The organism is Oerskovia sp. 140933, assembly GCF_059651515.1.
The window spans coordinates 22,695-34,411 of the sequence record NZ_JAMXIO010000024.1; the positions used below are offsets into that span (position 1 = coordinate 22,695).

Here is an 11,717-nt window from a genome sequence, read left to right on the forward strand (position 1 = left end):
GGCTGAGGGTGCGAGCACCAGGTTACGCCGCAGGGCCGACACGAGGCACGGCGGTTCGCCCACGGCAGGACGCGTCGTCAGCCGCGCCGGGCGCGCAGGATCCGGCCGGCGCGCAGGCTCCGCCGGGCCCGCCCCGCCGCCACGATCGCCGACAGCAGCACCCGCGACGGCCAGCTCCCCACGGCGCACGTGACCGAGACCAGGTCCACGCGGTCCGGGTAGAGGAGCGTCTCGTCGGGGTAGCGGCGCGGGTCGACGCAGCTGTCGACCAGCACCGTCCCCGGCGCCTCGGCGAGCAGGCGCATCCCGAGCAGCCGCCCCCATGCCCCCGGTGAGTGCGCCGACCAGGCCGGTGCATAGGCGTCGGAGATCGAGAAGACCACGCCGTCGCGCCGGACGCGCACCGCGAGGTACACCGGCTCCGCCGCCGGGCCGACGCGCAGCACGTGCGCCTCGCCACGCTCGCGATAGGCCTCGACCAGCCCGGCGAACCACGTCGCGGCCCCGGGCACCACGCGGCGGGCCTGACCGCCCCTGTCCCGGTCCCCCTTCCACCCCGCGGCCTCGAGGTCGAGGAACTGCTCGACGACGCCCGGCTCCGACGTGGCGTCGACGATCCGCAGCTCCTCCCCCAGCGCCTCGGCGAGGTGGCGACGTCGGCGCCGGAGGTTCTTGCGCCGCGACGCCGACATCTCCGGACCGAGCTCCGCACGCACGCCCCGACCCGGGACGAACGCACCGCGCGAGATGCGGTCCCACTCGCGCACGGGCATGCCCGCACGGGCGAAGGCCTCCAGCAGCAGCGTCGTGGTCTCCCCCGACGCTCTCAGCAGCGGGAGGTCGACCGCCTGGCCGAGCGCCCGCCGTCGGGCACGGAGGGCCGCGACCAGCGACTCGACCGCGAGCCGCGGGCGGGCCGCGTCCAGGAGCGGCGCGCGCAGCGCCGCGAACCGCTCGACGAACGGCCCGTCGAGGCTCGCGTGACGCGCGGGCCACAGCCGGTTGCGGCCCACCGACTCGAACGGGAGGAACGCGAGCCAGCCCGACCCGTCGGCCACGACGAGGGCCATGACCGCGCGCCCGCCACCCATCCCGCGGGTCGCCGCCCCCAGGACCGCGGGCTCGAAGTAGAGGTTGGGCTCGAGCGAGGAGTCCGCGAGGCGCTGCCAGGCCGCGAGGTCCTCGCCCGCCAGGTCGGCGACCCGGACGACCCTGCTCGTGACCCCCGTGCCCGCCGTCTCGACCGCTCCGACGAGCGTCGTCGGCCGCGCCCTCACCGGAAGCGCCGCACCACGCGTGCGGCGGCGCGCATGACCCGCATGGCCAGGCGCGCGAGGAGACCCCCCGTGACGACGGTCGACGAGACCATCGTCAACCGGTCGGGGAACAACGCGGTCGCGTCGGGGTAGAGCGAGGGGTTCATCGAGCTGTCGAACACGTCGACCTCGGAGTTCTCGTCGAGCCACGACAACGCCATCATGCGACCGATCGCGCCCGGCCCGTACCGGGCCCACTCCTCGCTGTAGACGTCGAAGTAGCCGAACGCCGTGGACCCCGTGCAGACGATCACCGCCATGTGCAGCAGGACCCCGCCGGCCACGAGCGCGAACACGTGGGCGCGGCCCGTCCCGGCGAACCCCGCGAGCATCTGCGTGAACCACTCCTGCCCGCCGCGCCTGCTCCGGAAGCCCATGCCGCCGCGCGACGCGTCGCCCTTCCACCCCTGCTGCTCGAAGTCGAGGAACGCCTTCGCGATCTCCGGGTCGTCGACCCGGTCCTCCAGGACCAGGGTCTCCCCGACCGCGCGCTCGAGACGCCGGCGACCGCGCGCGAGCGACCTGCCACGAGGCATGCGCTCGGCCCAGCTCCCGGGCGCCCCCTCGTCGAACCGGACCGCGCCCCGGGGGTCGCCGCCCCAGGTGTGCACCGGGATCCCCCGCTCCCGGCACACCTCCTCGAGCCGCTGGTCGACCCGACCGCCGCGGGCCAGCAGGTGCAGGTCGACCGCCTGCCCGAGCTCGCGCCGCCGCTCGTGGAACGCGTCGACCAGCGCGTCGACCGCCTCGTCGACGCGCGCGCCGTCGACGAGCGGCGTGCCCAGCGGGCAGTACAGCGCGAGGAAGTCCGACCCGGTCGAGGCGTGCCGCAACGGCCAGTGCTTGTCGCCCGGGACCATCTCGAACGGGAGCGCGGCCCACCAGCCGGGGTCCTCGTCCGGGCCCGCGTCGACGACCAGGAGCCGCAGCCCGGCCCCGCCGGAGAGCTCGCGCACGGCGGGCACCAGCATCTCGGGCTCGAAGTAGGGGTTGGGCTCGGCGGCGCGGGTTGCGAGCGCCCGCCACGCCTCGATGTCCTGATCCGTCAGGTCGACGATGCTCAGCACCCGGCTCCGTGCCATGAAGGACCTTCTGTCGTCGGACGAGCGGCGCCCCGGACCTCGCGAGACCGGTGCCCGGGGCATCTGTGCAGTACGACGGTAGACACCGAACGCCACCGGGGCCACAGTGGGAGCACCGTTTTCACCCGACCGGCTCGCGCACGACGAGCCGTCGTCGTCCGACAGTGCTCACAGCCACCCGTGGACGCTCCCGGGCGCCGCCCGCCGCACGTCCCCGCTCGAGGAAGGCCTGCCCGTGACCACGGACGAGCTGCACGACGTCGGCACCCGCCGCGGGCGCTCGGCCCGCGTCCCGCTCCTGCTCGCCGCAGCCCTGGTGCTCGGAGCAGTGTTCGCCGCGACGTACGTCGTGACCGTCCGCACCCTCGCGGGGCAGCAGCTCGACAACGGCGCGTTCGTCTCGTGGCAGCAGCTCAACCCGTTCCTCGGCTCGTTCGCGCAGGTCCTGCGCCCGGCCCTGCCCGTCGCGCTCGGGGCCGTGTGCGCCGTGCTCGGCGTGCTCGCGCTGCGGGCCGGCCGACGCCGCGCGGTGCTGCGCGCGGTCGGGGTCGTGGCCGTCACGGTCCCGCTCGCCCGCTGGCTCCGCGACGGGGCGCTCGACCGGCCCGACCTCGCGGACCTGGCCTACCCGCAGAACACCCTGCCCTCAGGGCACGTGGCCGTGACCGCCGCGCTGTGCGTCGCGGTCCTGTTCCTCTGGCCGCGGCGGTCGGGGGCGCTCGTCGCGTGGGCCGTCGTCGTGAGCCTCGCCGCGTGCGTCGCCTCGTTGCTGGAGCACGCGCACCGCCCGAGCGACGTCGTCGCGTCCCTGCTGCTCGTGGGCGCGGTCACGTGCCTGGTGCTCGCGTGCACGCAGCGCCCCACGGCGCGCTCCGGGCCCCTCGCGGGGTAGGCCGTCGTGCGCGGGGCCCGGCAGGCAGGGCGCTACCTCCGCGGACGGCCTCGCTGGGCGGGACGTGCCGCCAGGACGCGCTCGTAGACCTCGTCGTACCGGTCCGCGACGGCCTCCCACGTGTAGTCCTCGACCGTGCGGCGCCCCGCGGCCCCCATCGCGGCCGCGACCTTAGGCGCGTCCAGCAGCGCCCCGATCGCGTCCGCGAGCAGCACCGGGTCGCGCGGGTCGACCAGGAGGCCGTCGACACCGTCGGTGACGAGAGTGCGCGGGCCACCGAGCACGGTGCCCACGACCGGGCGCCCCGCCCGCCAGGCCTCGAGGACCACGATCGACGCGGCCTCCTTGCGGCTCGGGACCACCACGACGGCGGCGTCCGCGAGCGCCGCGGCGACCGCGTCGGGCCCGAGCATGCCCGGGAAGGACACGCGGTCCGCGACCCCGAGCACCTCGGCGCGACGGCGCAGCGTCGCGAGCTCCGACCCGTCGCCCACGACCACGAGCCGCGCCCGGTCCGCGAGACCCGACGCCGCGAACGCCTCGAGCAGCAGGTCGAAGCCCTTGACGTGCTCGACCCGGCCGACCGCGAGCAGCACGGGAGGCCCGACGGCGTCGCTCGGCTCGACGGGGCGGGCCCGGGGCCCGCGCGGGGCCGGGGCGGGGGCAGCGACCGCGGGGGCCACGGGTACCGGGGTGGGCACCGTGAGGTCCACGCCGTTCGGCACGACCACGGCCCCCGCGTACCCGAACCGCTCGGCCAGGTCCTCGGTGACGATCGTCGAGCAGCCGGTCACGGCGTCGGCGCGGGCGAGCGACGCGCCGAACCAGGTGCGCATCCACCACGACGTGCCGAGCGCGTCGTGGTCGTCGGCGAACGTCTCGCCGTGCGAGCTGACCACGAGCGGGGTGCGCGTGACCCACCCCAGGGCCGTGGCGTAGACACCGTTGGGGCCGAAGCACTGCACGTGCAGGACGTCGGGGCGCAGCGAGCGGTAGGCACCGAACCACCGCCAGGCGGCCGCGGGCCAGCGGACCGCGAAGGCGAGGACGCCGCGCGCACCGCGCGAGGGCTGGGGGGTCGGCAGGTAGCGGACCGTGACGCCGTCGAGCACGCGGGTCCCGAGGTGCTCGCCCTGGTCGACCGCCCACACCTCGACCGTCTCCCCGCGGGCGGCGAGCACGCGCGCGACGTGCTGGACGTGGGTCTCGACGCCACCCGTGCGGGGCGCGTAGGAGCTGGTGACGAGCGCGGTCCGGGGACTCATTTCGCCCTCTCAGGACCGTGGTCCAGGCGCTGCGCGCCGCTAGAGTGAGGCACTTCCCGGACCGCGAGAGAACGGACTCCCCGCATGCCGCAGCTGGTGATCGCGACCGTCGCGGTAGAGGTGCCCATGGGCGCGCAAGTTTACCAGGAGGAGGTCGCCACGAGGGCGGCCGGAGCCCTGTCCGCACCGGCCGGACCAGCGGTTTCACCCGCTCGGGCCGGTGCCCCCACGTCGCCCGGGGCGGGCTCGGCGAACGCGCCCGGGGACTGGACCGTGACGCGTGCCGTCGCGCGGTCCCTGCGCTCGCCGCTGCCCGGCACGCTCCGCCTCCCGCTGTCCCGGCTCGGCACGGCCTCGCCCGCGCTGCGCCGGGCCGCAGGCCGGCTCGTGTACCCGCGCGGCGCCGTCGTGCACCGCGTCGGCCTCGAGCTCCCTCCGCACCCGACGCGCGACGTCGTGACCATCCAGGACGTGGTCTCGTGGCGGTTCGAGGACGAGTCCCGCCCGGTCCGCGCCGCCGCCGAGGAGGCCCGCCGGGCGGCGGCCGTCGTCACGGTCTCCGAGTTCAGCGCCGACGAGATCGCCGAGCTGCTCGGCGTCGAGCGCCCGCACGTCGCCTACAACGGGGTCGACGAGCGCTACTTCCGCACCCCGCCGCTCGACGCCGCGGCGCTCGAGGCCCTGGGCGTCACGGGGCCGTACGTCCTGCACGCGGGCGGCGCCTCGCAGCGCAAGAACCTGGAGAGCCTCGCCGCGGCGTGGCCCCTGATCCACAGCGCGCGGCCGGACCTCACGCTCGTCATGAGCGGCCCGCAGAACTGGCGGCGCGACAAGCTGTTCGGCGCGCTCGCGGGCACGCGCCTCGTCGGTCGCCTGCCCGACGACGTCATGCCCGGCCTGGTCGCCGGCGCGGCCGTCGTCGTGGTCCCGTCGCACTACGAGGGGTTCGGCCTGCCCGCGCTCGAGGGCATGGCCGCGGGAGTTCCCGTGGTCGCGGCCCGCACGAGCTCGTTGCCCGAGGTCGTGGGCGACGGCGGGCTACTCGTCGACCCGACGCCCGACGAGATCGCCCAGGCGACCCTGTTCGCGCTCTCGGACGACGCGGAGGTCGCGGCCATGGTCGAGCGCGGCCGGGCCCGCTCGGCGGACTTCACCTGGGAGCGCAGCGCGGCGCAGCACGCGGCCGTGTGGCGGAGCGTGGCCGCGCGCTGACGCTGGTCAGGCCCCGGGCCCCCAGGCCTGGAGCGCGCTCACGGTCGCGACGTACGCGCTCTCGGTCGCGAGCGGCAGGAACGACGGGTGCAGCCCACCCACGACGCCCGAGTAGTTCGCCGCGAGCACGGGCACGCCCCGCTCGGTCGTCATGGGCACCGAGACGCGCACCGCGGTGACCTCGACCGGCTCGATCTCGAACACCGCGACCCGGTCCGAGAACTGGTCCTCCTGCCGGGCGACGTCCTGCCAGGTGCCGTCGGGGAGCTGGACCGAGACCGTGTAGTCGCGCAGACCCATGCTGCAGCAGCGGATCCCCGCCGTCGCGACGGCGATCCGGTCGACGGTCTGCGGCCCGTCGGTCGCCACGGTCACCGAGGGGTTCTCGTCGACGACGTCGTCCGCGAGGCGACCGGACCGCCACGGGTCGCGCACGTCGAACGTCCCGGACGTCACGACCTGGGCGTCGGCCTCCTCGTGGGTCGAGGTGGCCGTGACGGGACGCCCCGCCAGGAGGTCGGGACCGAACGGCTCGACGGCCTGGACGCCCAGGGTCTGGCCCGGCTCCCCGACGAGGAAGACGGGCGCGCCCGTGACCGGGAGGTCGACCCCGTCCCCTCCGACGTCGAGGGACGCCCCGGCCCCGTACTGGTCGATCCTTCGCACCGTGCCGTCGTCGCCGTCGCCGCCCGCAACCGTCAGGCGCACGGTGGTCGACAGGTCGTCGCCCCAGACCGCGAGCAGCGGCTCGCCACCGGGCCCCTGGGCCGTGGCCGCGAACGTGCCCGGCACGCCCGTCTCGACGAACGTCGGCGTCCCGTAGGGGTCGAGCAGGGCCGAGGTCGCGGCGAAGGCCGCCCCGGCGGGCTTGACGTAGCTGCCGTACTGCACGAGGGACCACGAGTTGCCGGACTCCCCGAACCCGCCCTCGGAGAAGAAGTAGGTCCACTCGTCGATCCCCTCGGACCCGTACCACAGGAGCTTGCGCGCGACGTCGGAGCCGCCGGCCCAGAAGTTCGCGACGCCGTCGGACCACCAGCCGGACTCGGTGTCCCACAGCGGGACGTCGCCGCACGGCGCGAGCGCGTCCCGGAGCTGGTCGAGCTCGGCGTCCGCCACCGAGAAGCCCTCCTCCTCCCAGGACCGGTTGAGCCCCGTGTAGGGATGGATCCCGACGACGTCCATCGACGCGCACCCGCCCGCGTCGACGAGCGCGGCCCACCAGTCGGGCACGATCCCGAGCGTGTTCCCCCCGACGACCACGACGCCCGGCAGCGCTGCGCGCGCGCCCGCCGCGAACGGCGCACCGACCTGCTCCTCGTACTGCGCACCGTCGCCGAAGCCCGTGTTGTTGGGCTCGTTCCAGGGCTGCCAGGCCACGATCCCCGGCGCCCGCTCCGCGACGGCCGCGACGATCTCGCGCGACCACCCCTCCCACGTGCCCGCGTCGACCGCGGCCCGCTCGGCCTCGCCGCCCGACCCGAGCTGGAGGGTCAGCGTGACCCCGCTGCTCCCCGCGAGCGCCGCGGCGGCCGCGAGCTCGGCGAAGGGCTCGGGGTCGGTCTCGGCCCCCTCCTCGGGCTCGGGCACGCCCGCGCTCGGGAGCGAGTCCCAGACCAGCCCGTCGGCGGCCGGGGTGCCGGTCGGGTCGGGGACGATCGCCCCGAAGTCGAGCTGCCAGCGGTAGCTGTCGACGCCGAGCTGGTCGGCGAGCTGCACCCCCCGCAGGACCGAGGCCCCTCCCCAGTCGGCGCCGTCGGCCAGCCCGGCGAGGTCGAGCGGGGCGCCGGGCGCGCCGACCGTGTACCGCAGGCACGTCCCCGAGACGGGGTCGCCCGACGCGCGCTCGACCAGGGCGGCGTCGACCTCGTAGACCCCGGGCCTCGTCGCGGGCAGCGTCACGGGCACGTCCCCGCCGTCCGCCGGGATCTCGGCGACCTGCTCGTCGCCCACGACGGGGTCCGGGACGCGGGGGTCGCCGCGCACCTGGAGGCGCAGCTCGTAGCGGTCGGCCCAGCGGCCCCACGAGTCGTCGAGGCTCAGGCGCACGGCGGGCTCCTCGCCCGGCGGGAAGTAGTTGTAGACCTCGTCCGTCACGAGGCCCGCGCCGGCGCCCAGCACCGCGAGGAAGCCGTCGTTGACCGCGTTGTACTTCACGGGCGCGCCGAGCTGGTAGGCCATGCGGTCCTGCGTGATCGCCGTGAGGGCGACGGCCCCCTCGCTCGTCGTCAGCGTGTAGTACGTGCCGTCGTCCAGCACGAGGGGCGAGCCGTCGAGGAGCGTGAAGTCCGCATCCAGGTCGGCGCGCGCGTCGGGCCACACGCCGCGCCGCACGCCGTCCGCGCCCACGTGCTCGAACCCGAGGCCGTCCTCGATCACCACGAGCCCGTCGCCGTCGGGCGCCGGGGCGACGCCGACCACGGAGTCGAACCAGTACTGGGACGGCTTGCCGAACGCCCACCGGCCGTTGGCCGTCGCCCCCAGGTGCAGCTCCTCGCCGCCGTCCTGGTCGAGGACCGTCAGGTCGTCGGTGGACCCTGCGTCCGAGGAGCCCGAGGACTCGAGCACGAGCCCGCCGTCGGGCAGCTGGCCCAGGACCTGGCCGGGGAAGTCGTCACGCGTACCGACGATCTTCCCGTCGGTCCCCACGAGGTGCATGGTGCGCTCGGTCTCGTGCACGCCGACCACGGGCCGACCGTCGAGGTCGTCCCACAGGGCCATGCCGAACAGGTCGAGGACCCCGCCCTCGGTCTGGTCCCCCTCGGGCAGGTGCGTCGTCCAGGACCGTGTGCCGTCGGGCTCGAACCGGACCAGGTCGCGGCGCTGCATGAGCGTGTCGAGGAAGTAGACGCCGCCCTCGGCGTCGACCTCGAACTGCTCGGGGCTGAACGCCTCGCTGCCCTCGTCGAGCTGCAGCTCGAAGTCCGTGGTCCCCTCGACGTCCCCCGTCGCCACGTCGTACCGGGTCACGCGGTAGGCGCTCGACCGGTCCCACTCGAGGACGTACGCGAGCCCGTCGCGGACCCGCAGCGAGAGCACGGTGCCGTCCGTCAGGGTCGCGACCTCGTCGACCACGTCGCGGCGCCCGCCGAGGTCGGCCGGGTCGACGCCGTCGTGCGTGACCTTGTCGAGCACCGGGAACCCGCACACCGGCGCGGCCCCCGGCTCGCTCGCGCTCACGACGGTCGGCATGGCGGGACCGGGCTCCGCCGCGGCGCCCCCGTCGACCGTGCGGACGACCAGGACGGCCCCCGTGGCGACCACGACGGCGCCCGCGACGCCGACGACCCAGGGCCGGCGCCACCACCCCGTGGGGCGCTGGGCCTGCTCGTCCTGCTGGGGCGGGTCGGTCACGTCGGTGCTCCCGTCGGGCCCGGCGGCGCGGGCCAAGGGTCGATCGTACGTCGCGGACCCCCGCCGCGCGGGGCGACCGACCGCGGATTTCACCCTCGTCGAGGGACCTTCCGCAGCGGGGGTCATCCCCTACGCTGACCGCATGGACCAGGACGCGCCCGACACCTCCCGTGCCCGGCGTCCCGTCCTGTGGCTCAGCAACGAGACCCCCGACCGGGACGGGCAGGGCGGCCAGCGCAGGCAGTACTTCCAGATCCGCGCGCTCGTGCGCGCCGGCTGGGCCGTGCACGTCATGACGCTCGCGGGCGACCAGGACGACACGTCGCTGCGCGAGATCGCGACCGTCGAGCGGTTCGCCCCGTTCCTCCACAAGCGCCTGCCCCACCCGACGCGCTACTTCCTCGCGCGCCGCCGGGCGCGCTCGGGCCGGTTCGACCACGTGGTCGTCGCGCACCTCGAGTCCTGGGCCCTGCTGCGCGGGGCGGGGCGCCGGCTCGGGACCCCGGTGCTGGTCGACGTCCACAACGTCATGAGCCCGTGGCTGACGCGCCTGGGCAGGACCCGCGAGGCCCGCTCGTTCCGCACGGTCGAGGACCGGGTCCTGCGGGACGCCTCCGCGGTGTCGGTCTGCTCGCCCGCCGAGCTCGACCGTCTGCCCGCGGGGGGCGGCGCGCGCCGGCTCGTCGCGCCGCACGGGATCGACGCCGACGAGTGGCCCCCGCCACCGGCGGCCGCTCCCCCGCCCGTGGTCGGGATGTTCGGCAACTGGTCGTGGACCCCGAACACGGCAGGGATCGCGTGGTTCGCCAAGGACGTGTGGCCTCGCGTGCGGCAGGCCGTGCCCGACGCCGAGTGGCACGTCGCGGGGAGCGGCACCCCCGCCCGCTTCACCGAGATCGAGGGCTACCGCGGGCTCGGTCGCGTCCCGGCGCTCTCCGACCTCACGGCGCGCAGCCGGGTGGTCGCGGTGCCCGTCCGGGCCGGCGTGGGCGCCCCGGTGAAGTTCGGCGAAGCCCTTGCGACGGGTCGTCCCGTGATCGCGACGACCGACGGGGCCAGCGCTCACCCGGGTTCCCCGGCCCGGGTCACCGACGACACCGACGAGTGGGTCGAGTGGCTCGTCGAGCGCCTGGGCCCGGACCCCGCGCCCGCCGACGACGAGGGCCGGCGCACCTACCGCTACGCCATGGACGAGCTCCCGTGGGAGTGCACGACCGCCCCGATCGTCTCGTGGCTGTCGGAGAATTCCACCCGCTCCCGGCCCTGATCCGGGGTCTGCCCGCTGATAGTGTGCCCGTGTCGTAGAAGGCCCGGTTCTCACCGGTCGAGACTCCTCCGACCACCACACGATCCGCAGCGCGCGGACACCATGCCGAAGGGGACACCGTGGCGGATCCCGCTGTTGCCGTGAAGGGCCTCTCCAAGTCCTACCGCATCGCGAAGAGCGGCTTCCGGCCGACGACCGCTGCGGAAGCAGTGATCAACCGCGTCAAGCACCCGCTCCACAAGCCGGAGTACGAGGACTTCGAGGCGCTCAAGGACGTCGACTTCGAGGTCCCGTGGGGCGAGGCGCTGGGCATCATCGGGCGCAACGGGGCCGGCAAGAGCACGCTGCTCAAGCTCCTCACCCGCATCACGGCCCCCTCGACGGGCCGGATCGAGCTGGGAGGGCGCGTGGGCAGCCTCCTCGAGGTCGGCACGGGGTTCCACCCCGAGCTGACCGGCCGGGAGAACGTCTACCTCAACGGCACGCTCCTGGGCATGCGTCGCAAGGAGATCCAGCGCCGCTTCGACGAGATCGTTGACTTCTCGGGCGTCGAGAAGTTCCTCGAGACCCCGGTCAAGCGCTACTCGTCGGGCATGTACGTGCGCCTGGCGTTCGCGGTGGCAGCGCACCTCGAGACCGAGATCCTCGCGATCGACGAGGTCCTCGCGGTCGGCGACGCCGAGTTCCAGGCCAAGTCCCTCGCCAAGATGCGCGACGTCGCACGCGACGGTCGCACGGTGCTCTACGTGAGCCACCAGGCGCAGACCGTGTCCGCGCTGTGCACCCGCGCGATCTACCTCGACCAGGGCAAGCTCACCTACGCGGGCAACGTCGAGGACGCGCTCGCCGAGTACCGCAACAGCTTCACGAGCTTCCACGTCGCCCAGCAGGACGCGTCCCGACGTGCCGGCACCGGCGAGCTCCGTTTCACCGAGGCGGCGATCGCCGAGGAGACCATGGAGCCCACCGAGGACAAGGTCATCGAGTTCGCCGTGAACGCGAACCCGGACCTGGTCGGCAGCTACTTCGTCTCGTGCCACATCAACGACATGAACGGCAACATCGTCGTCCAGTGCGACTCGCGCCTCGTCGGCCTGTGGCTCGACCCGACCGTCCCGCAGCGCGGCGCGCTGACGATCAAGGACCTGTGGCTCAAGCCCGGCAAGTACACGTACGACCTGTACGTGTGCAAGACCGGCATCCTCGACGCCTGGGAGGGCGCGGGGGCCTTCGAGATCCTGCCCAACCCGCCGTACCCCGAGGTCACGTCCGACGAGGCGCTGACGCACGGCATGGTGCTGGCGGACTTCCAGTACGAGAGGTGGTGAC

The 11,717-nt window shown here is 74.9% G+C and carries 8 protein-coding genes; 4 read left to right on the forward strand and 4 right to left on the reverse strand.

The features are described 5' to 3' along the window. Positions 1-77: 77 nt before the first annotated feature. Both NHG27_RS13090 and NHG27_RS13095 read right to left on the reverse strand, forming a co-directional pair. The gene (locus NHG27_RS13090) at positions 78-1,277 is read right to left on the reverse strand and encodes a GNAT family N-acetyltransferase (protein WP_497016578.1); all 1,200 of its coding nucleotides are present in this window, start codon (positions 1,275-1,277) and stop codon (positions 78-80) included. Beyond that, positions 1,274-2,398: a GNAT family N-acetyltransferase gene (locus tag NHG27_RS13095; RefSeq protein WP_497016579.1), complete on the reverse strand. Its 1,125-nt coding sequence runs from the start codon at positions 2,396-2,398 to the stop codon at positions 1,274-1,276. Before NHG27_RS13095 ends, NHG27_RS13090 begins: the two co-directional genes overlap by 4 nt. 235 nt (positions 2,399-2,633) lie before the next feature. Between NHG27_RS13095 and NHG27_RS13100 the strand changes: the two genes are divergently transcribed. Further along, positions 2,634-3,290 carry a phosphatase PAP2 family protein gene (locus tag NHG27_RS13100; RefSeq protein ID WP_193718963.1) on the forward strand — a complete coding sequence of 219 codons (657 nt, stop codon included), beginning with the start codon at positions 2,634-2,636 and terminating at the stop codon, positions 3,288-3,290. A gap of 32 nt (positions 3,291-3,322) precedes the next feature. On the opposite strand, the gene NHG27_RS13105 is transcribed toward NHG27_RS13100, so the two are convergent. Continuing rightward, complete coding sequence (locus NHG27_RS13105) at positions 3,323-4,555, reverse strand: glycosyltransferase family 4 protein (RefSeq protein ID WP_497016580.1); 1,233 nt, start codon at positions 4,553-4,555, stop codon at positions 3,323-3,325. 84 nt (positions 4,556-4,639) lie between these two features. On the opposite strand from NHG27_RS13105, the gene NHG27_RS13110 reads away from it, so the two are divergent. Continuing rightward, complete coding sequence (locus tag NHG27_RS13110; protein WP_193718965.1) at positions 4,640-5,767, forward strand: glycosyltransferase family 4 protein; 1,128 nt, start codon at positions 4,640-4,642, stop codon at positions 5,765-5,767. Positions 5,768-5,773: 6 nt separating this feature from the next. On the opposite strand, the gene NHG27_RS13115 is transcribed toward NHG27_RS13110, so the two are convergent. Further along, the gene (locus NHG27_RS13115; RefSeq protein WP_497016581.1) at positions 5,774-9,157 is read right to left on the reverse strand and encodes a hypothetical protein; all 3,384 of its coding nucleotides are present in this window, start codon (positions 9,155-9,157) and stop codon (positions 5,774-5,776) included. A 106-nt stretch (positions 9,158-9,263) separates the two neighbouring features. On the opposite strand from NHG27_RS13115, the gene NHG27_RS13120 reads away from it, so the two are divergent. Together NHG27_RS13120 and NHG27_RS13125 are read left to right on the forward strand one after the other, a co-directional pair. Continuing rightward, a complete protein-coding gene (locus tag NHG27_RS13120; protein WP_193718967.1) occupies positions 9,264-10,388 on the forward strand; it encodes a glycosyltransferase family 4 protein in 1,125 nt (374 codons plus the stop codon). A gap of 119 nt (positions 10,389-10,507) precedes the next feature. Continuing rightward, a complete protein-coding gene (locus NHG27_RS13125; protein ID WP_193718968.1) occupies positions 10,508-11,716 on the forward strand; it encodes an ABC transporter ATP-binding protein in 1,209 nt (402 codons plus the stop codon). The last annotated feature ends 1 nt before the right edge of the window (position 11,717 follow it).

Coding starts and splice junctions, on each gene's coding strand:
- NHG27_RS13095 (WP_497016579.1), bottom strand. CDS start 2,398: ATGGCACGGAGCCGGGTGCTGAGCATCGTCGACCTGACGGATCAGGAC.
- NHG27_RS13105 (WP_497016580.1), bottom strand. CDS start 4,555: ATGAGTCCCCGGACCGCGCTCGTCACCAGCTCCTACGCGCCCCGCACG.
- NHG27_RS13110 (WP_193718965.1), top strand. CDS start 4,640: ATGCCGCAGCTGGTGATCGCGACCGTCGCGGTAGAGGTGCCCATGGGC.
- NHG27_RS13120 (WP_193718967.1), top strand. CDS start 9,264: ATGGACCAGGACGCGCCCGACACCTCCCGTGCCCGGCGTCCCGTCCTG.